At 67.2% G+C, this 26,016-nt stretch carries 24 protein-coding genes; 20 read left to right on the top strand and 4 right to left on the bottom strand.

All coding sequences use genetic code 11. The features are described from left to right. Positions 1–49 precede the first annotated feature (49 nt). Genes QSK36_RS13095 through QSK36_RS13080 form a run of 4 tightly spaced genes read left to right on the top strand, consistent with a single transcriptional unit; the run spans position 50 to position 6,358 of the window. Complete coding sequence (locus QSK36_RS13095; protein WP_285782580.1) at positions 50–2,083, top strand: lantibiotic dehydratase family protein; 2,034 nt, start codon at positions 50–52, stop codon at positions 2,081–2,083. Continuing rightward, entirely contained in the window at positions 2,080–3,153 is a 1,074-nt protein-coding gene (locus QSK36_RS13090) for a lanthionine synthetase C family protein (protein ID WP_285782579.1), read from the top strand. The genes QSK36_RS13095 and QSK36_RS13090 overlap by 4 nt, the downstream gene beginning before the upstream one ends. A 51-nt stretch (positions 3,154–3,204) precedes the next feature. Then, a complete protein-coding gene (gene fxlM / locus QSK36_RS13085) occupies positions 3,205–5,256 on the top strand; it encodes a methyltransferase, FxLD system (RefSeq protein ID WP_285782578.1) in 2,052 nt (683 codons plus the stop codon). Positions 5,257–5,260: 4 nt separating this feature from the next. Then, a complete protein-coding gene (locus tag QSK36_RS13080; protein ID WP_285782577.1) occupies positions 5,261–6,358 on the top strand; it encodes a hypothetical protein in 1,098 nt (365 codons plus the stop codon). Positions 6,359–6,426: 68 nt separating this feature from the next. On the opposite strand, the gene QSK36_RS13075 is transcribed toward QSK36_RS13080, so the two are convergent. Further along, positions 6,427–6,963 carry an NUDIX hydrolase gene (locus tag QSK36_RS13075; protein ID WP_285782576.1) on the bottom strand — a complete coding sequence of 179 codons (537 nt, stop codon included), beginning with the start codon at positions 6,961–6,963 and terminating at the stop codon, positions 6,427–6,429. A gap of 204 nt (positions 6,964–7,167) precedes the next feature. Then, positions 7,168–7,674: an AAA family ATPase gene (locus QSK36_RS13070; RefSeq protein ID WP_285782575.1), complete on the bottom strand. Its 507-nt coding sequence runs from the start codon at positions 7,672–7,674 to the stop codon at positions 7,168–7,170. 176 nt (positions 7,675–7,850) lie between these two features. Between QSK36_RS13070 and QSK36_RS13065 the strand changes: the two genes are divergently transcribed. From QSK36_RS13065 to QSK36_RS13005, 13 genes are all read left to right on the top strand, one after another. Then, positions 7,851–8,345, top strand: a complete 495-nt coding sequence (locus QSK36_RS13065) for an NUDIX domain-containing protein (RefSeq protein ID WP_285782574.1) — start codon at positions 7,851–7,853, stop codon at positions 8,343–8,345. A gap of 482 nt (positions 8,346–8,827) precedes the next feature. Next, positions 8,828–9,346 carry a hypothetical protein gene (locus QSK36_RS13060; RefSeq protein ID WP_285782573.1) on the top strand — a complete coding sequence of 173 codons (519 nt, stop codon included), beginning with the start codon at positions 8,828–8,830 and terminating at the stop codon, positions 9,344–9,346. A gap of 65 nt (positions 9,347–9,411) precedes the next feature. Beyond that, positions 9,412–10,146: a hypothetical protein gene (locus QSK36_RS13055; protein WP_285782572.1), complete on the top strand. Its 735-nt coding sequence runs from the start codon at positions 9,412–9,414 to the stop codon at positions 10,144–10,146. A gap of 19 nt (positions 10,147–10,165) precedes the next feature. Then, positions 10,166–10,801: an SAF domain-containing protein gene (locus QSK36_RS13050; protein WP_285782571.1), complete on the top strand. Its 636-nt coding sequence runs from the start codon at positions 10,166–10,168 to the stop codon at positions 10,799–10,801. A 6-nt stretch (positions 10,802–10,807) separates the two neighbouring features. Further along, positions 10,808–11,551: a CpaE/TadZ family protein gene (locus tag QSK36_RS13045; protein WP_285782570.1), complete on the top strand. Its 744-nt coding sequence runs from the start codon at positions 10,808–10,810 to the stop codon at positions 11,549–11,551. Next, a complete protein-coding gene (locus QSK36_RS13040) occupies positions 11,548–12,861 on the top strand; it encodes a TadA family conjugal transfer-associated ATPase (protein WP_285782569.1) in 1,314 nt (437 codons plus the stop codon). Before QSK36_RS13045 ends, QSK36_RS13040 begins: the two co-directional genes overlap by 4 nt. Positions 12,862–13,016: 155 nt before the next feature. Next, positions 13,017–13,691: a type II secretion system F family protein gene (locus QSK36_RS13035; RefSeq protein ID WP_285782568.1), complete on the top strand. Its 675-nt coding sequence runs from the start codon at positions 13,017–13,019 to the stop codon at positions 13,689–13,691. After that, a complete protein-coding gene (locus tag QSK36_RS13030; protein WP_285782567.1) occupies positions 13,688–14,557 on the top strand; it encodes a type II secretion system F family protein in 870 nt (289 codons plus the stop codon). Before QSK36_RS13035 ends, QSK36_RS13030 begins: the two co-directional genes overlap by 4 nt. 21 nt (positions 14,558–14,578) lie before the next feature. Continuing rightward, positions 14,579–14,791 (top strand): hypothetical protein, encoded by a 213-nt coding sequence (locus QSK36_RS13025; RefSeq protein WP_161627956.1) that lies wholly within the window; start codon positions 14,579–14,581, stop codon positions 14,789–14,791. Beyond that, entirely contained in the window at positions 14,788–15,162 is a 375-nt protein-coding gene (locus tag QSK36_RS13020) for a TadE/TadG family type IV pilus assembly protein (protein WP_285782566.1), read from the top strand. Before QSK36_RS13025 ends, QSK36_RS13020 begins: the two co-directional genes overlap by 4 nt. After that, complete coding sequence (locus tag QSK36_RS13015) at positions 15,159–15,590, top strand: TadE/TadG family type IV pilus assembly protein (RefSeq protein WP_285782565.1); 432 nt, start codon at positions 15,159–15,161, stop codon at positions 15,588–15,590. Before QSK36_RS13020 ends, QSK36_RS13015 begins: the two co-directional genes overlap by 4 nt. After that, entirely contained in the window at positions 15,587–16,006 is a 420-nt protein-coding gene (locus QSK36_RS13010; RefSeq protein ID WP_285782564.1) for a pilus assembly protein TadG-related protein, read from the top strand. The genes QSK36_RS13015 and QSK36_RS13010 overlap by 4 nt, the downstream gene beginning before the upstream one ends. Further along, positions 16,003–18,732, top strand: a complete 2,730-nt coding sequence (locus QSK36_RS13005; protein ID WP_285782563.1) for an AfsR/SARP family transcriptional regulator — start codon at positions 16,003–16,005, stop codon at positions 18,730–18,732. Before QSK36_RS13010 ends, QSK36_RS13005 begins: the two co-directional genes overlap by 4 nt. 23 nt (positions 18,733–18,755) lie before the next feature. Here QSK36_RS13005 and QSK36_RS13000 read toward each other — a convergent pair whose 3' ends face one another. Both QSK36_RS13000 and QSK36_RS12995 read right to left on the bottom strand, forming a co-directional pair. Beyond that, positions 18,756–19,643: a phosphotransferase gene (locus QSK36_RS13000; RefSeq protein WP_285782562.1), complete on the bottom strand. Its 888-nt coding sequence runs from the start codon at positions 19,641–19,643 to the stop codon at positions 18,756–18,758. A 69-nt stretch (positions 19,644–19,712) separates the two neighbouring features. Beyond that, complete coding sequence (locus QSK36_RS12995; protein ID WP_285782561.1) at positions 19,713–21,098, bottom strand: NsdA family TPR-like regulatory protein; 1,386 nt, start codon at positions 21,096–21,098, stop codon at positions 19,713–19,715. Positions 21,099–21,312: 214 nt separating this feature from the next. On the opposite strand from QSK36_RS12995, the gene QSK36_RS12990 reads away from it, so the two are divergent. The 3 genes from QSK36_RS12990 to mads5 all read left to right on the top strand — a co-directional run bounded on the left by QSK36_RS12990 (position 21,313) and on the right by mads5 (position 26,015). Beyond that, positions 21,313–21,915 (top strand): ATP-binding protein, encoded by a 603-nt coding sequence (locus QSK36_RS12990; RefSeq protein ID WP_285782560.1) that lies wholly within the window; start codon positions 21,313–21,315, stop codon positions 21,913–21,915. A gap of 404 nt (positions 21,916–22,319) precedes the next feature. Beyond that, the gene (gene mads2 / locus QSK36_RS12985; protein WP_285782559.1) at positions 22,320–24,398 is read left to right on the top strand and encodes a methylation-associated defense system DNA methyltransferase MAD2; all 2,079 of its coding nucleotides are present in this window, start codon (positions 22,320–22,322) and stop codon (positions 24,396–24,398) included. A 210-nt stretch (positions 24,399–24,608) separates the two neighbouring features. Further along, complete coding sequence (mads5, locus tag QSK36_RS12980) at positions 24,609–26,015, top strand: methylation-associated defense system restriction endonuclease subunit S MAD5 (RefSeq protein ID WP_285782558.1); 1,407 nt, start codon at positions 24,609–24,611, stop codon at positions 26,013–26,015. Position 26,016 lies beyond the last annotated feature (1 nt).

The raw sequence follows: 26,016 nt of genomic DNA, 5'->3' as shown, positions 1-26,016 counted from the left end.
GATGACTCCTCCGGCCCGCTCCCTTCCTGTCAAGAACGGAGTGTGGGTGATGACGCGCTTACGACACAGCCTGTACCGGGTTGCCGGTGAGGGGATGCTGCGCGCCGCGGTGCACCTCACCGGGCCGGACCTGCCGCCCTGGCCGGGCCCCACGGCGCCCCTCGAGTGCTGGCGTTCGTGGCTGGCTGCAGTGTGGGCCGATGACGCCTTTCGGCAGACAGCGTCCTGCGCCAGCCCGGATCTGGACCGCCAGATCCAGGCGATCCTCGGCGGGCTCTCGGTGAAGGTACGCCGGGCACGCCGGGCCGCACTGGCTACCGCCCGATACGCGATCAGGTACACGCGCCGCTCGACACCGTTCGGCCTGTTCGCGGGCGTCGCCCTGGTCGAGTTCGGCGACGTGGCCGAGGTCCGTTTCGGGGAGTCGCACCAGGCCGGTGCCCGGCCGGAGCCGGTGCCTCTGGACGCGGCGATCAGCGACTGGGAGGCGGATAGCGATCGGATGGCTGACGTCGACGTGTGCGTCAACAATCTGGCACGTCAGCGGGGCGGGCGCGTCTACGTTCCGTCCGAGGGCGCCTCAGAGTTCTCCCTCGCGCTGACGCCCGCAGTCGAGCTGGTACTGGATGCGGCCCAGGTGCCGATCCGGTACTCGACCCTCACGGACAAGCTCGCCGCCGAGTTCCCGGGTACGGACGAACGTCACCGAACCGGGCTGCTCGCGGAGCTCCTGCGGGTGCGGCTGCTGCGGTCGTCGCTGCGTGCACCCGCCACCGTCGTCGACCCGGCCGATGCCCTGCCGGCCGCCCTGCGGGACACCCGGAACCGGACGGCGGCGCTGGATCTGCGGCTGGACGCGACGGTGCGGCTGCCGACGACGGTCGTGACGGAGGCGGAGACCGCCGCGACGGTCCTGACCCGGCTCGCCATGTATCCGACGGGGACTCCGGCATGGCGCCGTTACGCCGAACGGTTCGCCGACCGGTACGGCGAGGGCGTCGAGGCGCCGCTGGAGCTGGTGACGGATCCCGAGAGGGGCTTGGGCTTCCCCGAGGGATTCGGCCAGGTGTCCGAGCCACCCCGCCCGATGACCCGCCGGGACCGGCTGCTTCTGGAACTGGCTGGCACCGCGGCCGTCACAGGCAGTCGAGCGGTGGTCCTGTCCGGCGCGGTGATCGAGCGGTTGGAGGGCGCCGCGGGCAAGCGTACGGTCACTCCGCCCCACGTCGAACTGTGTGTGCAGCTGCAGGCGGCCTCGACGCAGGCTCTCGACGCCGGGCACTTTCGTCTTCGGGTGTCCACCGTCTCTCGGGCGGCCGGTTCGATGACGGGTCGGTTCTGGCATCTGTTCCCGCAGACCGGAGCAATGTATGCCGGTCTGCCCACGGTTGAGCCTGGTGCTGAGCTGGTCCAGCTGTCCTTCCACGCCGGCCGCGTGTCGGCCGATCTGCTCACCCGTGCCCCGCAGGTGCTGCCCCGGCTGGTCAGCGTCGGGGAGTTTCGGCACCGCGGGAAGGGTGTGCTGTTCCCGTCCGATCTGGCTGTCGGTCTCCGCGACGGCCGCCTCTATCTGACCGAGGCCGCCACCGGGACGCACGTGGAGGTGCTCGCACCGACCGCGATCAACTTCCTGTGGAACAACTACACCCCTCCCATGGCTCGGTTCCTGGCCGAGATCAGCCGGGCCACCACTCCCCAGGTGACGTGGTTCGACTGGGGCGCGGCCTGGACCCTGCCATTCACCCCGGCGTTGCACTACCGGCGTTCGATCCTGGTGCCCGCACGATGGAAGCTGCCGACTCACGAGTTGCCCGGTCGCACCGCGACGCTGAATGAGTGGGCCGGGCACCTACACGACTGGATGGGCCGGTTCGGCCTGCCGGACCGCGTGCTCCTGGCCGAGGACGACCAGCACCTTCCGCTTGATCTGCGCCAGGACATGCACCTGGACCTGCTGCGCACTCACCTCGCCTCCAGTCCGACCGGTGTCGCGGTCCTGTACGAGGCGCCGCCGCCGGATGCCGACGGCTGGATCGGCGGGCGGGCCCACAGCCTCGTTGTCCCACTCAGGGCACGTTCATGACCGCGATGGCGGCTCTTCCCCGGACGCAGGACCTGTCCGAGGGCGCGCTCGGGGTGGCGCTGCTGCACATCGAGCGCGGTGACCTCGCATCCGCTCGGAAGAGCTTGGCGCAGGCGGTTGCAGGCGGTGTCAGTGCCGGAGGCAACGCGTCGTTGTTCCACGGCGCCCCGGCACTGGAGTTCGTGCTCAGCCGTGCCGGCCGCGCCGACCGTCACGTCCGGGGTGTTGTCGACCGCGTTGTGGCCGCCCGACTGGCCGCAGCACGGCGGCGGCAGGCCCTCGGGGCGCTGCCGCATCTCGCGGAATTCGACCTCATCCGGGGCTTGACCGGGCTGGGCGCGCTGCTGCTGACCCGCGACAGCACCTCGCCACTGCTGGAAGAGGTGCTGGACTACCTGGTTTCCCTGTGCCGGCCGGTCCGCATCCAGGGCCGGGAGCTGCCGGGCTGGTGGTCGGATGTCGGGCCCGCCGATGAGGAGATGCCCGGCGGACACGGCAACAACGGTGTCGCACACGGCATCGCCGGCCCCCTGGCGGTGCTGTCCCTCGCCGCCCGGCGCGGCGTCCAGGTGCCGGGACAGCACGATGCCATCGAGGTGTTCGCGCGCTGGCTGGACAGGTACGGCTGCTGCTACTGGATCACCCGGGACCAGTTGTCCGATTCTGAGTGGCCGAAACGGCAGGTCGCGCGCCCGTCGTGGTGCTACGGAGAAATCGGCATCGCCCGCACCCAGCAGCTGGCTGCGATCGCCCTGAACGACCCGGCCCGCCGGCTCGCGGCAGAGGACACCGTCGCGTCCGTCCTCGCCGGCCCGGCCTGCGTCAGCCGGATTACCGATGCCTCGCTGTGCCACGGCTGGGCCGGCCTGCTGACTGTCGTCCGTGCCGTCGCCGACGACAGCTCCGCCCCAAGCCGGTACACGCCGCTGATCGAGGACCTGACAAATTGCCTGGCCGCTGACCTCGACCGGCTGTCCAAGCCCGGATTCATGGAAGGCCGTGCCGGCGCGCAACTGGCCCTGGACGGCACGAACACCACCGGCTGGACCAGTGCCCTGCTGATCACCTGATCCTGCCCGTCATTCGACCCGAGCCCCCGCAGAGAAGGAGCGCCCACGACCATGGACGTCGACGATGAGGACCTGCCGATCATGCTCGAACAGGGCTGGTGGCATGCCAGTGTGTCGTTCCCAGGCGGTTCCGTGAGCTTGGAGGCTGCCCAGGCGCTGGCGTCCGCGCTGCACGACCAGCGGTTCCACTTCCTGCGCAAGGACGGAGGGCTACGGCTGCGCACCGAGCGCTCGGCTGCGGACCTGCTGGACCGGCTCGTCGCCGACCAACTGGCCGGCGGCTGGGTCGGCGGCGTCTACGAGCCGGAGACCGAAGCGTTCGGCGGCCCCGAAGGCATGGATGTCGCCCATGAGGTGTTCTGCGCGGACAGCCGCGCAGCCCTGGCCGAGACGGGCAGGGCGGGTGCCCGGGAACGCAGCATCCTGCTGATCTCGGCCATGAACCGGGCGGCCGGCCTGGACCCTTTCGAGATCGGCGACGTCTGGGCGAAGCTCGGCTCCCTGCGCCCACCCGTCACCCCGCCTACCGGCGCCTCGCATGACCGCGCAGTCGCGGCTATGCGGCGCCTCATGAACGCCGACGCCGCCCGGCGGCCGGACGCCGAGCCCGGCTGGGCCGAGCGCGTCGTCGCGTTCGAGGAGGCCGGACACCGGCTGAGGCGGCTGGCCGCGGATGGGCGGCTGACGCGGGGTCTGCGCGCGATACTCGCCCATCACGCGATCTTCGCCTTCAACCGCGCCGGAGTGTCCGCCGAAGAGCAGGCCGCAACCGCATGGCTGGGCCGACACGTCGCCTTCGCCGACGAGGAGGCAGCCGACGTGTCTTCCCGCACGTCCACCTCACCGGACTCTAACCTCACCCGAATGGAGACCACCGTGACGCCTGTAACCGACCCCGCCGAGCTGCGCAAAGCGCTCGTGACCCGCCTCATCGACAGCGGCCACCTGCGCACTCCTGACGTCATCGCCGCCTTCCGGAACACCGAACGGCACCTGTTCCTCCCTGGCGTCGACCTTCAGGCCGCGTACGTCGACGACGCCGTGCCCGTCAAGCACGACGAGACCGGCGAGATGATCTCCTGCATCTCCGCACCATCGATCGTCGCCACCCAGTTGGAGCAGCTGGGCGCCAAGCCCGGCCACAAGATCCTGGAAGCGGGGGCCGCCACCGGCTACAACGCACACCTGCTCGGCCAGCTCGTGGCCCCCGGTGGTCACGTGTGGACCGTGGACGTCGACCAGGACCTCGTGGACGGCGCCCAGAAGAACCTCGCGCAGGCCGGGGCCCCGAACGTGACCGTCGTGCTGGCCGACGGCGCCGCCGGCCTTCCCGAACACGCCCCCTTCGACCGCATCCAGTTCACCGTCGGCGCCGGCGACGTCCCCCTGAGGATCCTCGACCAGCTTGCCCCCGGCGGACGCCTGGTCATCCCGGTGCGGATCCGCGGCAGCGTCTCGCGATCCTTCGCCTTCGAACGCGACGGTCAGACCTGGAAGGCCGTCTCGTGCGAGATGGCGACGTTCGTGCCCCTGCGCAAGGGCGTCTGCGACGACATCTACACCCTCGTGCATATGGCCGGTGACGGGAACGTACGCCTGGAGACCTTCAGCGAGCAGGACGTGGACCGCGAGGCGATGCGCACCGTCCTGGACCAGCCGCAGGCCAAGGTCTATTCCGGTGTGAAGTTCCGCCAGGGCGACCCCTGGCAGTGGCTGTATCTGTACCTGGCGTGCGTGCTGCCCAACGGCCTGTCGCGCATGCCCGGGTCCCGCCCCGGCTTCACCCCGCACTTCGGCTGGGGCTCCATGGCCGCGCTCGACGGCGACACCCTGGCCTACCTGACCGTGCGCGAAGGCGAGGACGAGCAGGGCAGGTTCTGGGAGATCGGGGTCATCGGCCACGGCTCGCGCGCCGCCGAGCTCGCCGACCAGGTCGCCACCGAGATCGGCGAATGGGACCGCGGCTGGGGCAACAACGCCCCGGAACCCGGCTTCCGCATGGCCGTAGGTGATGCCCGCGACCAGCTGACGGCCGCCGTAGGGCGCTTCGTCATCGACAAGACCTACAGCCGTCTCGTCGTCGACTGGCCGCGTAGGAGCTGAGCCGATGATCCCCTCGATAGCCAGTCGGATCCCGCTGGTCCGCCGGCCCAAGGCGGCCGGGTTACCCCTGGCCGAACGCATCAGCCACCTCACCGAGCTGACCGTCGAGCCTGCCAATGCGAGCCATCGTGATCTGGTGGCCCGCGCCAGCGGAGTCCTCAACTACGCCGCGCTGATCGCCTCCGACGTCGGGATGCCGGACCTGGCCGCGCAGCTGTGCTGGAGGCAGCACCAGGTCTTCGCCAAAGCGGGCAACCTCACCGGGGACATTGCCGTGATGGCACTCATGCCACTGGTGAACATCGCCCGGCTGCTGATCCGCGAAGGTGACGGCGAAGGCGCCTACGACCTGCTCACGCGGCTGTACCGCGCTGCTCAGCGGCGCGGCACAGCCGAGATCCGCAACCACATCGTGGATCTGTCGGTGCTGATCGACACAGAGGCGGACCACCGAAAGGTCTGCGAGGAGCTGTGGGTCACCGTGCTCATCGACGGCGCCAGGGCCTTGGCGCGGATCGGCCGCTGGACCGAGGCCGCCGAAGCCATGGCCGCGCATCGCGGCGTCGGCAATCGCCTCCTCGACGGCCGTCAAATAATGATCATGTCACTGATGGAACGCGGCCTCGACGAGCAGGCTCGCGCCACGATCGAATCCACCGTCCCCGCGGAACCGTGGGAGAACGCCATCGCGGCCCTCCTGCGCATCTGCTGCCGCCCAGCGACGTCACCAGCGCCGCAGCCGGAGTTGGAGCATGCCCTGCAGGAGGCACTCGCTCTGATCGCCCCGCCCGACCCCGCGATCGCGGCGTTCCAGGCGCGAGTCGGACTGACCGCACTCGACCTGGCTCCCGACCGGACCAGCCCCTGCCTCGCCCTTCTGCGGGACGCCGTCGTGGACGTGGCCATCCTCGACGCCTACGCCGCCCGCGACGTCCTGAACCACCACCCGGTCTGCTCCCACCTGGCCAGTGAGCAAAGACAGAAACTCCACGACGTACTGACCGCGTCAGGGCTCGGTGCCGGGAAGCTCTCACCTGCCCACATGCACGCTCTCACCACAGCCGTGGACACGGCCGAAGTGACACTCCGCGGGCTTCTGTGACTCGCTCACGGTCTTCGTAGTAACTGCAAAGGCGTGACGTGAGCGGCCTCCAGCCAGAGCCGCTCTGGTCAGCGGCCCGTACCTTCTCGGGTACGGGCCAGATGCCTGACGTACTCGCGGATCCGTGGTCTGTCCTCGGGAAAGGCGCCCTCCCAGTCGTGGTGCAACGGGACCCAGGCGGCCGGCTGGTGACTCTCACCGCTCAACGGGAGCGACCCGTTGAGCACCGCGGCATACGCAAGGCCGAGCGTGGGCGCCCAATCAGAACGATAGGACCGCACGAAAACCGCCGCGGGGACGTCCCACAGGTCGCCGACGATGCCGGTTTCCTCATGCAGCTCACGACGGGCGGCGTCCCGTGGGGCTTCTCCCTGCTCGACCTTCCCGCCAGGCGCCACCCAGCCTCTCCAGCGGTGCTTGACGAGCAGAACACGCTCAAGGGCCTCGTCGAACGCCCAGACCTCAGCCGCGATCGGCTCGATAGCGCTGCAGCTGCCCAGCAGCTCTTCCAGCCAGGCCCGCGCGTCGTCGAACTCCGCCTCGGCGCGGTACGTGTCAGTCAGAGCCGCGCGCAGTGTGTGCTGGTCAGGGTCAGCCAGAATCACCGGCATAGGCTACTGACCGAAGAGCACCTCCGGGAGGAACACAAGGAACGCGGGGAACGGAGCGACGACGAAGGAAGCGCCTACAGGCGTCCGATGACGACGTACTCGTCCGCGCTGTCCTCGATACGTTCAACAACGACCATCTCACTGACCGCGATCGTGGGGATCACCGCGGATCGAGGCGGCCGTCATGGTGCGGCCTTGTCACTGGTTGGTCTGTGCTGGAGTCAGGCGCGCCTGGCGCAGCACCTGCCGCACCGACGCTTCCAGCGGACTGTCCTCGCCGATGACAGTCTCGCACCCGTCCGGCAGCAGGTCGCGCTCCTGATACCACTCCCGCATCTGGTCTGGGGTGAACTCCGACCGCTGGGGGCGGCTGTCATGCCGCCGGAGCGTCTCCGGAAGGGACACGTCCAGGTAGAAGAAGGCGCTGGTTCCGGCGTGGTCACGGCGTAGGGACTGCAGCATCGCCCCGTACCGGCTGGCGGTGAGGATGCCTTCGAGCAGGACGTGATACCCGTGATCGAGCGAGTACCGGACGATCGTGTCGATGAGGCCGATGTTCACACCGCCATGTACGTCCCGCTCCCGCAGCAGCTCCCGCCGTACTACGTCCTGACCGACCAGCGCCAGGCCACGGCCATAGGCGGCCCGCACGGCCCGGGCGACGCTGGTCTTCCCAGAGCCGGAGTTCCCGCGGAGAACGATCAAACGGGTATCAAGAGAGCCGGTACGCACCGGCTCAGGGTACGAACAGCCCGTGGGCGACACGCCGTCTTTCCCTGCGGCCCGTGACGTCCCGCCCAGCGGTGTACGAGCTGCCTGCGCGTGAGGTTTGGAGATACACCGGCGCCAGGCCGTGCGCGGCTCGTAGTGTCGGAGCCGTCATGAGCGACTCCGCGTCATACCTGGCCTTCGTCGCCTCCGTACCACGCCTTCGGGCCGCGGCAGGCGCACTGCTCCGAGACAACCAGGGGCGGGTGCTTGTCGTGCACCCGGTCTACAAGGACGACTGGGACATCCCCGGCGGGATCGTCGAGGCAGGGGAGTCTCCCGTCAGTGCTCTGCTCCGTGAACTGCAGGAGGAGCTGGGCACCGCGCCGCCGGTGGGTCAGCTCGCATGTGTCGACTGGGTGCCCCCGGCGCCGCCGTGGGACGCCGGGCTGATGTTCGTCTTCAACGCAGGCGTGCTCACTGACTCCCAAATCGCGGCGCTCCGCCTGCAGCCCGAGGAACTCGACGAATACGCATTCGCTCCTCCCGGGGACCTCGACAAGCTCTTGCCGCCAGGCCTGGCGCGGAGGATGAACGCGGCCATCTTGGCGGCAGACGCCGGCCAGACCGCTTACCTGGAGGACGGCCTCATCCGCCTGCTCCCGTAGCCGGATCCACGCGCGGGCTCGTAGGTTAGCGCCGCCGTCGCGGTCGGCAAGCGCCACAGCCAGTACGTCGTGGGCCAGCGGGCGCAGTAAGTAGCCGCTGCGGACAGCGATGGCCGGACTGTTGGCAAGTCGGTAGCCGCACTCATGGCGGTTTATGCCTTGCCGCTCTCAAGGCTGCAGTTCGAGACGTTCGCGGAACTCCTGATCCCATTTAGGGGGCTATACAGAACAAGCACCCATTAGGCGGGAATTACTTAGTTTTCGACGATTTGGGCTCAACTCTCGCACCGCAAGAAGGTAACCGCCATAAGGGTTTAGCCGTCTTGATAAATCGCTGGTAATGATTGAATGACCAGACCGTTAGGCGCCGCACTTTGGCCACTACTCTAATCTGGCGACTGCTTGTAGTGGACCAATTTCTACGGTGAAGGTGCTGGCCGGTGAGGGTTGTTTCGCGATGCCCAAAACGAGCCTTGCCCTTGGTGGCGATGTTCGTCGTCACGGCAAGCGCCCTGGCCGCCTGCCAGTCCGGCGGCACCGCTCCAGAACCAACCCGTACCACCACGCCGCCCACGCCCACGCCCTCGGCCACCACGGGCGAGGATGCCGTTCTTGCCGTATACCGCGACCTCTACCCCGCCGGCCAACGCGCCGAGCGGGCTTACCCAGCAGAGCGCAAGGCGATCCTTGAACGTGTGGCCACCCAGCCTCTTCTGAGCCGGATGTTGCGAGGAATCGCCGCGCTCCGCGCCACTCACCGGGTGACATGGGGAAATCCTGAACATCACCCGTTCGCCGTACGGATCGAGAGAGATCGCGCCACCCTCCACGACTGCCAAGACGCCCGGAAAGGCGGTCAGGCAGACGATCGGACAGGCAAACGCCTCACGCATGGAACGAGTCGCATTCATCTTGTCGCCACCCTCGCGAAGGGGACGGATGGCGCCTGGCGAGTGTCGAAGGTAGAGCAGGTGAAAGAGCCTTGTTCGCCTACGGCATGACTTATGTCCTTGTCGCCGGACTTGCCATTGTCCCACTCGGAGACGGGGACGGAGATGGCGTCGGCGTGTCGAGCGACTACACGGGCTACATCATTTCGGCCAAGCGCCTGCCCCGTCCCGGGTCAGCGACTCCGACTGGCAAGGGATCGAAGGTCAGATGTACTTACCAGCCGTGGTTCGCTGACGGGCGGGAGAACGGTGGACTGGAGTTCGTCGATCCCGGCAGCAACCTGAGCAGCGAGCCGACCGGCAAGGGCGCCTACTACCTGGTCGAGTGCTCCGATGGCTACCGAGACGTCGTCTGGCTGAAGAAGCGGCGCGATGAGGTCACCCCGGAGCAGCTCGCTCGTCGAGCGTACAAACTGATCCCGATCGCGCCGCCGACGGTGCTCACGGCTCCGCCACGTGGCAAGGACGGGCTGGTCGGGCTCCCGCAGTGGTTCTTCCTAGCCGACGGGCAGTGGGCGCCGAAGTCCAAGAGGCTGCACATCGGCACGGTTTGGGCCGCGGCCACTGCCACTCCCGAGCGGATGACCATTAGTACCGGCGACGGCCAGACGCTCACCTGCGACGGGCCCGGAACCGCGTACGACACCACTCGGCCTGCCGACCAGCAGAGCTCCACCTGTTCGCACGCCTACCAGCACCCGGCAAGCGCCTACCGGGTGACCGTGTCAGTGACCTGGAGCGGCACCTGGCGCGGCTCGGGTGGCACAGGCGGCACGCTGCCGCCCATCACGAAGTCGGTCACCTTCCCGATCCGCGTCATCGAAGCCCAGGCGCTCGTCACGAAGGGATAGCCCTATGCTCCAGCGCTCCATGCCGAGCAGAGAAGCGGGCCGGGCCACACAGGTGCGCCCGCTACCGAGCAGGCGCAGCCCGGTGATGCTCGTGGTGAGCATCGCGCTGACCGCTCTCGGTGCGTTGATCGCCTGGCAGGTGTACGGCATCGCCGGGCACCGAACGCCGGTTCTCGTCATGGCGCGCGACGTTCCCATCGGCCAGCAGTTGCAAGCACAGGACCTTCGGACGGTCGCGCTCGGCCTGGACTCAGGAGTACGGGCCGTGGAGGCCACGGACAAGAGCGCGGTCATCGGCAGACGCGCCGCTGTGGACCTGAAGGCCGGCAGCCTGCTGGCACCCGCGCACCTGACCGGGACACTCGTTCCGGCATCGGGACAGGTCGTCGTGCCGGTGGCGCTCAAGCCCAGCCAACTGCCTGCCAGGGGAATCCAGCCCGGTGATCGCGTCGTAGCCGCCGCCGTGGCGCCCGCCATCTCGAACGGGCAGGGCGCCCCGGCCGACCACCAGGCTCGGGTCGACCGCGTCGGCGAGCCCGACGCTGACGGGCTCATCGTGGTCGACCTCGTCGTCCCGGCCGGCGAGGGCAGTGCGCTGGCGCGTCAGGCCGCGGACGGGAAGATCGCGCTCATCCTCCAGTCGCGGGCGAGGTGAACATAGATGCTGACCGTCTTGTGCTCGAGCGGCCACAGTCCGGGCGTCACGACGACCGGACTCGCTCTCACGCTGGCCTGGCCGCGTGAGGTTCTGTTCGCCGAGTGCGATCCTGCCGGTGGCAGCGTCCTGTCCGGATACCTCGTCGGCCAGCCACAGGAACGCGGCCTGGGCGAGTGGGCGGTCCAACTCCGCCGCGGCGCCGACCCCGCCACCACTCTTCACGAGCAGATCCTGCATCTGGCTGGTGCCGAGTCCCGCCAAATCCTGCCAGGCCTCGCCGACCCTGCTCAGGTGGCCTCGGTCCGGCAGCTCTGGGTGGACATCACCAAGACCTTTACCACGACGCCCCGGGATGTGATCGCCGACGTCGGACGCGTCGGCGGCTCGGACACGCCTACTCCGCTGCTCGCCGACGCGGACCAGGTGCTCGTGGTCGCACGTCCCACGCTCGTGGACCTGTCCGCACTGGCTCCCCGCCTCACTGAGATCAAAGCCCTGCGCGGTCGTCGGTCCGGTCCGCGGGTTCTGCTCGCCGGGACCGGGCCGTACGGCCGCAAGGAGGTGGCGAAGACGCTCCGCGTGGAGGTGGTCGACCACCTTCCCCACGATCCGCGGGCCGCCACGGTGTTGTCGCATGGCATCGGCAACGAGCGGTACCTCCCCCGTTCTCCACTGATTCGGGCCGCTCGTTCGCTGGCCGATCACCTCTGCGAGGAACCGGCACGTACCGAGGTGACAGTCTCGTGAGCTTCGACGTCCAGCAGGCGGTGCGCGAGGTCCTGCCCACGGTCACGCAAGCGCTTGATGCCGCAGCGGTCACCGGGGACGAGGCCGTACGCGAGTACGCGAGAGCGGTCATCACCGACCTGGTCCGCGAGCATGTGGACAGCAGGGCGCTGGCTGGCAGGGATACTCCGTCGCTGCAGGAGGAGCGCCGGCTCGCGGAAGCGGTCTACAACGAGATCTTCGCGCTGGGACGTCTGCAGCCGTTCGTCGACGACCCCGAGGTGGAGAACATCGACGTCAACGGCTGTGACCAGGTGTGGATCACCTACCGGGACGGTCGCAAGGCGCTCGGACCACCGATCGCCGACAGTGATGAGGAGCTGGTGGGCAACGTCCGCCGGTGGGCCGCCTACCAGGGACAGACCGCCCGGGATTTCTCGATCGCCCGGCCGCGTCTTCACCTGTCCGTCGGCCACCGGACCCGCATCGCCGCGCTGATGGGAGTCACGCCACGGCCGTGCCTGTCCATCCGCAGACACGGCCTGCTCGAGGCCGACCTGGACGACCTGATGGTGAACGGCACCGTGGACAAGGGGCTTCGCGCGTTCCTCGCCGCCGCCGTACGCGCCCACAAGGACATCGTGATCACGGGTGGGATGGGCGACGGCAAGACCACCTTCGCCCGGGCACTGGCCGCCGAGATCGACGCGTATGAGCGGATCGCCACCGTGGAGAAGGAGTACGAGCTCTTCCTTCACCTGCAGACCGACCGGCACCGAGACGTGCTCGCGATGGAGGCCCGGGAGGGCAACACCGAAGGACTAGGCGCGATCACGATGCGCCAGCTCATCGAGGACGCGCTTCGGTTCAACGCGCGCCGGATCATCGTCGGCGAGGTCCGTGGCGACGAGCTGGTGCCGATGCTGGAGGCGATGAACACCGGCGGCTCCGGCTCCATCTGCACCATGCACGCGGACTCGGCCGACCAGGTGTTCGCCCGGATGCTGATCCTCGCCGGCTCCGGCGGCCTTTCCATCGCGCCGGACACGCTGTTCCGCACGATCGGCATGGCCGTGGACTTCGTCGTACACCTGCGGCACGAACTCCGCCACGACATCGACGGCTTGGTCAACCGCCGCTACGTCGCCGAGGTGAACGAGGTGCTGCCGCCAGGAGACGGACTGGAACCGGCGGTCAACCACGTCTATGTCCCGGGGCCGGACGGGCGCGCCGTACCGAACACGATCCCGCAGTGCATGGAGGAACTGGTGGCGGCGGGGTTCGACCCGGACCTGTTCGCGCCTCGTGCCTGGGATCGAGGGTACGGATGACCGGCTGGCTCGCCGCGCTGGCCGGCGCGGCGCTCGTCGCGGGACCTCTGCTCGCCATCGTGGGAGTGCGCCGAGCCCCGGTACGGCCTCCACGCCCGGCACGGCGGCTGCCACGGATACCGGCGCTTCCCGCGACCGTGGCTGCGGGAGTTCTCGTGCTGACGTGGTGGCTGACGGGCTGGCCGATCGCCGCCCTCGGGGCTGCCGCGGGCGCTGTGACGCTGCCGCGGATGCTCAGCGCTCGCGACAGCGGGCGGCGGATCGAGCGCCTGGAGGCGCTTCAGACGTGGACGCGCCATCTGGCCGACGTCCTGGGCGGCAGTGCGGGCATTGAGGAGGCGTTGCAGTCCAGCGCGGACAACCCGCCGTCGGCGATCGCAGCCGAAGTGCGGGCGCTCGCGCGGCGGCTCGCCTATCGCACCCCGACCGAGCAGGCCTTGCGAGCGTTCGCCGATGACCTGAACGACCCCACCGGGGATATGATCGCCGCAGCGCTGATCCTGGCCTGCCGCGCCCGCGGCAAGGGACTGCGAGAGGTACTCCAGGGGCTTGCCCGTACGGTGGCCAAGAACGTGGCCGCACGGCGGGAAATCGACGCCGAGCGCGCCACCCATCGCACGACCGCCCGATGGGTCATCGGCGCGCTGCTCGGATACACCACCTTCGCGCTGGTCAACCGGGCCTATGTCGCCCCGTTCGGAACGGTGGGCGGCCAGCTTGTTCTCGGCATCGTGATCGCGCTGTACGCGGGTGCCTTCATGTGGCTGCACCGCCTGACCAGGGCGCCGAAGGGACATCGCTTCCTCAACCCCGCAGGTGATCCATCGTGATAGCGCTGGTTCTGACCTGCGGGGCATTGATCGGCCTCGGCGGAGCCCTCGCCATCCTGGCGGTCTTCCCCGCTCCGCCCGCGCTCGCACCGGCGATGGAACGGCTCAGGCCGGGTGGGAGCCGCAGCGAGCCGGATGGGGACTGGCGGTCGCGCATGGCGCGGAAACTGTCCGGAACAGTAATCGGCGCGCGCATCCCGCAGGCGGATTTGGCGGTGCTCGGCAGGACGGCCGATGACTACCTCACTCAGAAGAGCGTGATGATCGGGCTCGGGGCGGCTGGTCCAGTCGTCTTCTGGGCGTGGTGCGCACTGCTCGGCGTCGCCCTTCCCTGGCCGGTCTCATGGGGAGCATGCCTGGCCTTCGCTGTCGCCGCGTTCTTCGCCCCCGACGCCTCGATACGCAGCCAGGCCGCCGAGGCGCGGGCGGCATTCCGGCAGGCCATCGTGGCCTACCTGGATCTGGTGGCGCTTGCTCGCGCGGCAGGATCGGGGCCGGCTGAGGCGCTGGAGTCGGCCGCCAAGGTCGGCGGAGGGTGGACCTTCCAGCGGTTGTGTCTCGCGCTGGACCCCGCACGGCGGGCCACCGCGAGCGCATGGGACGAGCTCACCCGGCTGTCCGAGGAGATCCGCGTTCCCGAGCTCGCCGACCTGGCCGCCATCGCCCGGCTCGCCGGAACTCACGGCGCCGGCATCCTCGACACTCTCATGGCCAAGGCCCAATCCCTGCGCGAGGTCGAACTGTCGGCCGAGGTGTCCAAGGCCAAATCCCGTACCGAGACCATGACCGTCCCGATGGCCCTGTCGGTCCTCGGGTTCCTGCTGCTGCTCGGCTATCCCGCCTTCGCGCGGATGACCGGCGGCTGACCCTTTCGGAGGTACCCACCGATGATCTACAGAGCCATGCTCGCGCTGGCCGTACAGCTGGAGCGGATGTCGCTGGTTATCAATCGGTACGCGCAGCGGCGCGGCGCGAACCCTGAACGCGGTGGTTCGACGGTCGAATGGGTGATCATCGCAGCCGTGGTGTTTCTGCTGGCCATCGCCGTGGGCGCGAAAATCACGTCCGTCGTCAACGAACAGCTCGCCAAGATCAAATGAACGGGCGTGAGCGAGGCTCGGCGACGCTGGAGGCCGCGTTGGTCTATCCCGCGCTCCTCCTGCTGGTCCTGCTCGCAATCAACGCCGCGTTGTGGTTTCACGCCCGGAACCTCGCCTTGGCGGCGGCTCAGGAAGGACTGCGAGCCGGGCGCGCGTACGGCTCCAGTCTTTCCGCTGGGCAAGCGACAGCCGAACGCTTCATACAGCAGGTCGGCGGGTCGTTCCTCACCTCCGCGAAGGTCAGCGTCGAGCGCACCGCGGACAGCCTCAGCGTGGCGGTCAGCGGCCAGGCGATCAGCCTGATTCCGCTGTTGCCCCTCGATGTCGAGCAGGTCGCCCGGGCCCCGGTGGAGAAGTGGACATCCGAATGACGGACCTGCGTGAGCGCGGCTCGATGGCCTTGGAGACGGCGATCATCGCGCCCGCTCTGGTTGCTGTGCTGCTGATGGTGGTCGGACTGGGCCGCGTCACGCTCGCCCATGGTGCCATCGACGCCGCGGCGCGGGACGCGGCCCGGCAGGCTTCCATCGCCCGCGATCCAGCCGCGGCACGATCGGCCGCCCTGTCCAGTGCGCGGGCGGCGCTCGACCGTGAAGGACTGGCGTGCTCGCCGTCGGTGACCGTCGACACGACAGGGTTCTCCACTCTGCTGGGGAGGCCTGCCGTCGTGGTCGCTCGTGTCACTTGTGACGTGGACTTGGCCGACCTCGCTGTGCCCGGAGTTCCCGGATCCAAGCGCCTGACCAGCAGCTTCAGCAGCCCGATCGACCCGCACCGCGCAAGGAGCGGACAGCCGTGACCCGGACCGAGGAGCGAGGCTCCGTCACCGCGTTCACCGCGGTGCTCGGCCTGGCGCTGCTGATCTGCGCCGGACTCGTCGTGGACGGCGGAGCCAAGATCCAGGCATACCGCGAGGCGTACGCCGTGGCCGAGGAGGCCGCCCGCGCCGGAGCCGGGCAGGTGGACATCGACCACGCCTACGCCGGCGGCCGATTCGAGATCGACACCTCCAAGGCGTTGGCCGCCGCCCGGGCCTACCTGTCCTCCAGCGGGCACTCGGGCAACGCCTCCCTATCCGGCAACCGCACGGTCCAGGTGACCGTCACGGTCTCCCGGCCGACCGTGCTGATCTCCCTGATCGGCATCGGCAGCGTGACCGCCACAGCCAGCGCCTCAGCGCGCATGTTCCAGGGCATCGAGCAAGGAAGATCATGACGATGTACGGGCTGCGTCACCCCATCCTCGCCAAGGCGGCGGCGGTCGCGGTGCTCACTGGACTGCTCGCCGGAATCCCCTCCATCCTGCTGACTTTCTTCTGGCCGGTGGACCTTCCAACTCTCGACGACCTGGCCACACCCGCCGAACCCGTCGTGATCAAGACGCTCCTGCTCGCGACCGTATGGACATGCTGGGTCTTGTTCGCCGGTGCAGTGATCGCCGAGTTGGTGGCAACGGCCCGCGCCAGGCGCGGAAGGGTGCGCATGCCGTTCCAGCGGCTGGCGGCCTACCTGATCACCACGATCACCGTGGCGACCACAGCTCCGGTTGCCGCATCCCGCGGAACCATCCCGGCGGCAGCGGTGGCAGTCACACCAGTGGCCTTGCCCTCGCACCACCTGACGTCGGCCGAGCCGAAGACGTCTGAGCAGGCCAAGCCGTACGCGACCTATGTGGTCCAGCCGAGAGACACCCTCTGGACGATCGCCGACAAGCAGCTCGGAGACCCGATGCGCTACCGGGAGATCGTCACGCTGAACCAGGGACGCACCATGGACGACGGGCAGACCTTCACCCGAGGGGACTGGCTGAGACCCGGATGGACCCTACGTCTACCCGGCGACGCCGCCAGGAAGGAACCCCGCTCATCCCAACGCACCCATACCGTCAGGCCGGGCGAGAGTCTGTGGGAGATCGCCGAACAGCACCTCGGCGACGGCAAGCGATACAAAGAGATCTTCAGGCTGAACAGAGATCGCCCGCAGCCGGACGGCGCCCGGCTGACCGATCCTGACGTGCTGGAATCCGGTTGGCACCTCGTCCTACCCGAACGCGAGCAGGACACCAGGAAGGCCGATCCGACCCGCCACCGAGCCCCTTCGCCTCTTCCCACGACTTCATCGGCAACGCGGCAACCCACTCACCACGATGACACCTCACCTCGTCCCACGGCGGACTTCTCGCCGCAGCCAAGGAGATCGGCCGTCTGCTCCAGCGTGGTTGTGCTGCCCGAAGGCGGGATTATGGCGATCTCCTTCGCCGCCGGCGTGGCCGTCGCGCTCGCCTCCGCCCGGCTTCGGTATCGGCGACGCCTCCGGGTTCCTACCGTCGACGAGCCGCTCAGTGTGCCTGCTCCCGAACCGCAGGCGCCCGCCGTACGAGCGCTAGAGCAGTCACACCGCCGCAGCTTCGCCGAATCGGAAGATGGTCCGCCGGAGGACTTCGAACTGGTTACCTTCGCGTTCTCCATTGACCCACCGCTCATGCTCAAAGCCGGGATCCGCGGCGAGGAGCCCGTCTCCCTTGATCTGTCCGGGCTGAACCTGGCGTTGACTGGTCCGGGAGCCGAAGACTGCGTACGAGCGATCGTGCTCGACCTCCTCGCCCAGGCCGACCAGCACCGCGCCGAGATCGTCATCCCCTCTCAGGACGCCGTACGGTGGTTCGGCGAGACCATCACCACGCTGACCGGCCACCTGCCGGGCCTCCGGCTGGTCGCCACTCTGGACGAGGCCATCGACCACCTGGAGGAACAGTTCGTCGCCCGCCGCCGCATACTCCGCGACCACGACACCGACGACATCCCTCAGCTCCGCGAGGCCGAGCCCGGCGAGCCGCTGCCCGCGCTGCTGTTGACCGCCTGCGCTGCGGACGGCCACGCGTACCTGGACACCCTCATGAGCTTGGGGTCCACCTTCGGCGTCGGGTCCGTCCTGATAGGGCGATCGTCGTCCGGAACCACCTGCGAGATCGACCAGGACTACCGAGTAGCCGAGGCGACCGGCACTCTGGCGAAGGAACTCCGCGACGTCACGCTGTTCCACATGCCGGCCAATGCGGCGGAGACAGTGCTTCACACACTCGCCGCCGGGAACGGCATGCCGGCCGAGCCAACCGAGAAGCCGACAGAACTCGAGGTCCCGCCGCCCAGCACCGCAGCCCAACCGGTCCGGTTCGCCATCCTTGGCGCACCGGTCATCGAGGTGAACGGCACGCCGGTGGATATCTCCGGCCGCGCCAAAGCTCTGGAGCTGTTCGTCCTCCTGGCCGTCCACCCAAAGGGTCTGGATCGCGAGGAGATCTGCGAGCATCTCTGGCCGGATCTGGAGGAAACGCTGGCCGGGTACCGGTTCCATGCCGCCCTCAAGGACCTGCGCGCCGCGCTGCGCGGAGCCTCCGGCCTGGGCGAGAAGGAAGCCAGTTTCGTCGAACGAAGCGGCAAGACGTACCGCATCGAGGCGCAGCGCGTCGACGTGGACCTGTGGGCCTTCCACCGCGCGCTCGCGGACACGCGTACCGCCGCGGACGACGAGGCCAAGACAGCCGCGCTGGAAGCGGTAGCGAGCCTGTGCCGGGGACGCCTGTGCCAGGGCCTCAAGTACGACTGGCTCGATCAGGACCACCGCTGGCCGCTGACCGTGGCCAGTGTGAAGGCCCTCCTTCAGCTCGGAGTGCTCCACGAACGCGCAGGGCGGAACGAGCGCGCGTTGGAGGTTTACGACCAGGCGTGCGCTCTCGACCCGGACATGGAGAGCGCAGCCAGGTCGGCCATCCGGCTCCTGATCGACCTCGGCCGCGCTGACGAAGCCCGCATGCGCGCTCGCCATCTGAAGGCCCGCCTCGATGCCCTCGGGGTGGCGTGCTCCTCCGAAACCCAAGCCCTTCTGGACCGGATGAATACCGCTCCGAAGCCGCCGGTCAGGCTTCAGACCCCACGGGCTTAGGGTTCGCTGTCGGTCGCGCAGGATCAGAGGGCCTTCCACCTGCGCGTGCTGTCTCCTGTCATGAGGGAGGACAGTCGGTTGAAGAGTTCAGCGCGGGCGGCGGGGTTGTGTTCGGCGCCGCGGATGAAGGCGCTCAGGCTACGAACCTCGCGAATCTGTGCCAGCAGGTTCAGGTCGCCGTCCTCCACTGGTTCGGTTCCGTAGGCCGTACAGAAGTCGTGCCATAAGGAGTGCGGGTAGCCGAAGCGGCGGGGGCGCAGGTAGATGGGCATGAAGTCGTATGCGGGCGGGCCGACGCCGACGGAGTCCCAGTCGATGAGCACCCAGCCGCCTTCGTGATGAGGGAGCAGGTTGTTTGTATGGGCATCGCCGTGCACGACTCCCCATGGCAGCGTGGCCGCGAGCCGCGCGAAGCCCTCCTCCAACTCCACGCAACGCGCGACCAGCCAGTCCCGCTCGCTCTCAGACAGGACGGTGGACGCCCTCGCCTCGGCTGCGGTGCTCCCCACAGGGCGAATAGAGGGAAGCGGCAACGGAGGCAGCGGATGACGGTGCAGCACGCGCAGGAGGCCGGCGAGGTGTGTGACGTCGGCCGGCCGTCTGTCGAGGGGCGGCAGGTACTCCCAGAAGGTCGCCAAGTGGGCGCCGACGATCACGGGCTGGGTCACGTCGAGCGGCCTTAGCGTGGGAAAGCCCTCCTCGGCGAGCCAGGCGGCGGTTTGGACGGCGATGCGCATGCGTTCTAGCGCCGAGGCGTTGCGGACGCGCGCGACGGCGTTCTCCCGGGGCAAGTGGTAGATCGCGTTGGCGTGAACGCGCAGCAGCCGAGCACCGTCACAGTCAAGCCCGGCCTGTCGACAAGCGCCTATCAGGGCTGTCCTGTAGGGGGCGTCGACCGGCTGCGTACTCATCGTGAGAGTTGGCGCTCCCCGTGTTGCCCGGCTCACCAGACGGCACTTTGTCGTCTGATCCCCGGAGCTCTACGCAACTCCGGCCAATTCATCATGCACGCGTTCATTGAACGCGACAACGCGAGGCTCCTTGGCCGGTAGCGATCGGCGGAAGCTCCGAAACCGGCTTCGGACCCGGGTGGAGGCAATGGTTCCGGCAGTGGGGAGAGCCTGCTCCGCGACGGCCAAGGCGGCGTCGAGGTCGCCGGTCTTGAGATGGGCTGCAGCCAGGTTGAGCTGGCAGAACAGCCTGTCGCGGGCGCGGTCGGTGCTCTTGCCGGTGAGTGCTGCATCGAGGTGGGGCAGCGCGGCGGTGATTTCGCCGATCACGACCAGCGAGTGTGCTACTTCCGCCGCGAGTTCGGGCGGGTCGAAGTAGCCGATCCAGGCAGGCTCACCGTCGAGATCGCCGGCGTCGAGTTCACGTTCGGCGGCGAGGAGGGCCTGACGGCAGGCCATGGCCGCGTGGGCGTCGCCTTTCTCGTACAGCCGAGCGCACGCCCGAGCCTCTGCGGCGTAGGCGAGTGCGCGTATGGCCGGCGTCGTGGCGGACAGGGCGATGTCGTCGTGGGCGGCACGAGCGAGGTAGAGGGCCTCGTCGGCGTGGTCGCGGTTGAGTGCCTGCTGGCTGAGTCGTACCAGCACGAAGGCGTCGAAGCCGCGAGACTCGGTGCCGGAGGCCTTCGCCAGACGCAATGCCTGGATGTAGTAGCGCTGGGCCAGGCCGTGCCGTTCGAGGTCGTAGGCCATCCATCCCGCAAGCTGGAGCATCTCGGCCGATACAGCGAACAGGCAGCGGCCCACGGCATCGGTGTAGCTGCCGCGCAGCAGAGGAGCCACGTGATCGTGCAGGTAGGTTGTCACCGCGCTGCGCACCAGTCCGCCGCCTCGGGCGTGGTCGAGCCCGGAGAACCATGCGCACGTCTCTCGGATCTGGGCGACCTGGCGGTGCGTCACATCCCGGCTTTCCGTCTGCCTGCCGGTTACCGAGTCGACCAGACCGTACCGCCAGCCGGTGATGGTCTCGGCAACAGCGGGTGGGGCGAAGTCCAACGCGGCCAAGGCCCGAGCACGTGCATGGTCCACCTCGCACGCCAGCAGCTCGGCGACGCATTCGACGGTGATGGGCAGGGATCGCTCGTACCGCAAAGCGAGATCGGAGACCGCCGGGGCGAAGGTCACCGGCCACACGTCGTTCAGCGTGAGCGGCCGGCCCAAGCGAGCGGCGAGCACGGCCACGATGACGCGGGCCACCGCCAGGTCCGGCACGGTCGTCGCGGACAGGTAGCGCCCGATGCTCACCCGGCTCACGCTCACCCCGGACTCCCGGGCGAGCGGATGTGAGTTAACCGCCGCGGCGAAGCTCTCGTGCTTGCCGAAGCCGGCCTCTACGTACAGGCGCGCAAGTCCAATCATTTCGTCCTTCCCTTCCTGATGAGGAGGACAACGGGGCCCGCAGGATAACAGGCTGCAATCACCCAATCACTGCCATGTTCACCGATGAACACGGCGAACTTTCTGAACCTGCAGCGGACGCGAAATGCCTGGTCAGGGCGCCGCAGATGAGATTTCCTTGGGCCTCGGCAACCGAGCGGGACTGCGGTTGGCCCTTCATTCCGAGGAGACAGCAATGACCCCTGGCTGGTGCCAGCGCGCCTTTCGCGGCGAGGCGCGCCAACTCCAGGAGGTACGCCGGTATGTCGGCGGCCTGGTGGCAGACTGCCCCGATCGCGACGCCGTCATCACCTGTGTGGCCGAACTGGCCTCGAACGCCATCATGCACACCCGTTCCGGAAACGGCGGCACCTTCGTTGTCCACGTGCAGCGCAGCACCAACGCACTGCGCATCGCCGTCGCGGACGCAGGAGCCGCGACGCAGCCGGCCATCCGCATTGCCGAAACCGAGAACCTCCTTGAGGGCGGTCGTGGCCTCGCGATCGTGGCGGCTCTCAGCGAGCAGATGGGTGTCGACGGGGACGCGCGAGGCCGGACCGTGTGGGCCGAGTTCCGCTGGCCAGAGCAGCAGTCCGTCGCTCGGTTGTCGCCGGAGGTCGAGCCCGCTCGCGCCCTCGTTGAGCTGGGCACCAAGTTCGACGCCTGGGTCTGCTGGTTCGGCAACCAGACGCGTCAGTGGTGGGCCATGCCCCGGATGCCCAAGCCACTTCTGATTTCCGCCTCGTCTGCGCACGACCTCGCACACCGAATCGCCGCTCTGGAGCAGAGCGGCGCATAGACCGCCGCGTGGCCGGAGAATCGTCCACCCCCGGGACGCACCCCCGACTCCGGCCACGCGGCCAAGATGAGCCCTGGCTGACCACTGGAACGGATGAGTACGCCTGCTAACTGCGGCAACGCTGCGAGCAAGAACTTCACCAACGCTGGCGGACAGTACCCACGACCACACTCTGAGGGCGCTGTCAGCCGGTCGACTCGTACCCGAGAACGCACGCCTGCGCTGGCGGCCATAGTCCGCGCCGATCTGCAACCTCCCCGCGTGTCCCAGATCGCGAAGCGCCCACGCCAGAAGAACCATAGGATGCGTGCCTGTGGAACTGCGGTCGCCTCTGTAAGCACGGCGCCGCGAGCAATAAGGGTGAGGGCGGCAGCGAGTTGCAGCAGGTCGGATTTGACTTTGAAGTGCACGACCAGACGTCGGCCACAGTTGAGGAACCCGAGGCCGGCTCGACCGTCGACTCGTTGGCTGACGATGAGACGATCGACTACATCACTGGCAACCGCATCAAGCTGAAAGGTAGCGAGCCGGTTCGGCAGCGCATCGCTCGCGCGCTCTTCCACGAATACGGCATTTCTGTAGACGACATGGCCCGGGACTTCCCGATCCAGATTAGCGTCGAAGGCCGGCGGAAGGTCACCAAGAAGGCAGACATTGCCATCTTCGCTCCGGGTAGCGAGCACACGCTGGCGAACTTGCGGCGTATCGTCATCTGCAAGCCGGAACCGAAGGTCGGCCGGACCGTCACTAAGATTCGCACTTTTGCACAGGCGAAGAAGGACATCGAGGAGCTGCAAACGCTCCTCGGTACCGAGAGCACTCCCCAGCTGCAGTACGGCATGTGGACCAACGGACTGGACATCTTCTACCTGTATAAGGAACCAAACAGGTTCGGTGCACGTTTCGACGAACTCGCCTACTGGCCCAAGGCTGACGAGGAGATCGGGAGCGCCACCGTCGCCTCGGTCGCCAGACTCCGCCGGGGCGAGGCGGAGATGCTTCGGCTCGCCTTTCGCCGCTGCCACAACTATATCCATGGCAACGAAGGTATGCCCAAGGACGCCGCCTTCTGGCAGTTTCTATATCTACTGTTCGCCAAGATGCACGACGAACGGGTCAGCAGGAAGAATCACGTTCCGCCCCGCTTCTATCTGTTGCCTTCCGAAGCATCCACAGAGAGAGGGCGTGAGGCAATTGAGAAACGAATTACTGAGCTCTTCAACGAGGTGAAGCGGGAATATCCCATCTTCACCGTCAGTGACGTGATCGAGCTGTCGCCCCGCGCCCTCGCTTTCATCGTGGCCGAACTCGCCCCATACGACCTCTCCGGTACGGACATGGACGTCAAGGGCGTTGCCTATCAGGAGCTGGTTGGCACAAATCTCCGCGGCGACCGAGGGCAGTACTTCACACCCAGCGGGGCGGTCGAGCTCGTCGTGAAGATCCTTGACCCCAAGCCCGGAGAGAAGGTCCTGGACCCCGCCTGCGGAACCGGCGGATTCCTCCGGGAGACGCTCCGGCACATCCTTAACAAGTGGCGGGCCGAGGAGCACACCGAGGGACTGCCGGATACTGAAGACCAGCTCATCGAGCATCAGACTCGCCTCGCAAACTATGCCGCCGAGTGCCTGTTTGGGGCGGACTTCGACCGCTCACTCGTCCGCGCTACAACCATGAGCATCATGACCTTCACTGGCGCTGAGGGGAACGTCTACCACATGGACTCGCTCGCCTTCCCGGACGGGCACTTCCCGGACGTCGCGGAGGCGAGGAAGACTATCCCCGTGCCGAACAGCATCGACGTGCTGATGACCAACCCACCGTTCGGCACGGACATCAAGATCGAGGAAGAGCACATCCTTGATAAGTACCGAGACGGTGTAGCCCAGTCCTGGACAAGGGATAGGGGGACCGGCGAACTCCAGCCCGGGACGACCAAACTCACCGGCGTCTCGCCTGAGCAACTGTTCGTACAGAGGGCAGTGCAGTGGGTGAAGCCCGGCGGTCGCATCGGGATCGTTCTGCCAAATGGAATCCTGTCCAATCCCGGCCCAGCCGACGAGGCAATCCGCCGATGGATTCTCGATCACTGCTGGGTACTGGCTAGTGTGGAACTGCCGGTAGAGACCTTCGTCGTCGAGGCGAATGTCAACATCCTCACCACGCTGCTTTTCCTGAAAAAGAAGACCGACAAGGAACGGATGGCCTCCGACCGCGGCGCAGCTCAGGACTACCCGGTCTTCATGGCGGTTGCCGAAAAGGTCGGCTTCGACCGACGCGGCAACAAGGTCTACAAGCGACACCCGAATGGTAAGGCCGTGGTGGAGGAGCACACCGAACGCGAGCGCGTCCGGATCGGCGGCAAGGACGTCGTCCGCACCTTCGTCCGCAAGCGGGAGGTCGTCGACAACGATCTCCCTTTGATCGCTGAGGCATATCATCGGTTCCGCGAGGAGCATCCCGAGCCGGGGATCGCCAGGTGATGTGCAGAACCCAGGCGTACGACCACCGCCACTTAGGCGCAGTAAGCACTGGTACCGACTCCCATCGCCTGCTAGCTGCAGTCAATGAAAGCCAAGCGTCTCCCGCACTGGGTTCCGTTACCTCAAATAGCGAATCGCGATACGACGTTCAGAGGGTCTGACCTTCAATTTTGTTCCTCATACGCTCCGCGCCTGGTTTTCGGAGAATTAGTGAAACTCGTCGACATTGACAACCCCGTTCGCGCCAGTTGGTTCGCTGAGCAGGGCCACCGCCTCGACCCGAGTCCGTACATCTCGGAAACGTTCGCAGCCAAAAGATTCCTCGAAAGGATTGCCCGAACTGATCTCTTGGGCGACATCACCGAAGATATATTTCATGCTGGGCGAGCAGCGCGTAGCTACACGACCAGTCGTGAACATGGCATCCCCTTCTTAGGTAGCGCCGACATCTTCGAATCGGACCTTTCTTTTGCACCTCTAATAGCAAAGGGGTCCGCCTATGATTCCCCGCGGGCGAAATTGCAACCGGGGTGGACACTCATTACGTGCTCGGGCATGAATGCGGGGCGTGTAACATACTCGCGAATCGAGATGAGTGGATATTCGTGCAGTCAAGATGTGATGCGGGTTGTTCCTAATCGAAGCAAAATTCCGGCCGGGTACCTCTACACGTTCTTAGCGAGCCCTTTCGGTATACCCCTCATCAGAGGCGGAATTTATGGGACTAGCGTTAAGCACATCGAGCCCTCTCACATCATCGACCTTCCTATCCCCAGGGTTGGGCCCGAGACCGAGCGGCGGATCGACGTGCTGATCCAGGAGGCAATGGAGCTCCGGTACCGGTTCCAGATCAAGGTCGCCGACGCCACCCGTGACCTCTTCGAGAGCGCCGGCCTCCCGGAACTCCTCGACATCTGCTGGCACGGCCAGCCCCGCGACCTCGACTTCAGCGTCACAAGGCTTACACCTACCAGCCTCCGCGCTCTCAACTATATGCCTCGCGCGCGCCGTATTCTCGATGAGGTGCGAGCCGTTCCCCATCGCACTCTAGGCGATATCTGTGCGGGCGGCCGGTTTAGTCGAGGCTTGCGTTTCAAGCGCATTGATAGCAATTCGAAGCATGGTATCAAACTGGTCGGACAGCGGCAGGGGTTCTGGCTCAAGCCCTCCGGCAGGTGGATATCGCAAGCTGAAGACATCGCAGATGTTACCGTTCCGGATGAGACGGTACTAATAGCGGCTAGAGGCACTCTCGGCGAATCCGAAGTTTACTGCCGAGCTACCTTTGTGACTCACAGATGGACTCGCTTTGCCTATACCGATGATTTCATTCGGATTAGATCGGGAATGGAAGAGTTTCCCAACGCTTATTTATTCGCCTTCTTGCGATCCGATGCGGCATTCCGTATGCTTCGCTCCACTAGTTCTGGCAGTAAGCAACAAGACATTAACGAAGAGCTTCGTCGTCAAATCCCAGTTCCCGAGTGCAATCGGGCCGATCGGGAGCGGATCGCGGAGACCGTTCGATCGGCGTATCGGTTGCGAGAGGAAGCTGATCTGAAGGAAGATCAGGCTCTAGCTCTCCTTGACCAAGCGGTAAGAGAGGCGGCCGGATAGC

The organism is Microbispora sp. NBRC 16548, assembly GCF_030268985.1.
In the GTDB taxonomy this organism is placed as follows: Bacteria; Actinomycetota; Actinomycetes; order Streptosporangiales; family Streptosporangiaceae; genus Microbispora; species Microbispora catharanthi.
The sequence above is the reverse complement of the archived record's forward strand: the minus strand, read 5'-3'. Positions and strand labels throughout refer to the sequence as shown.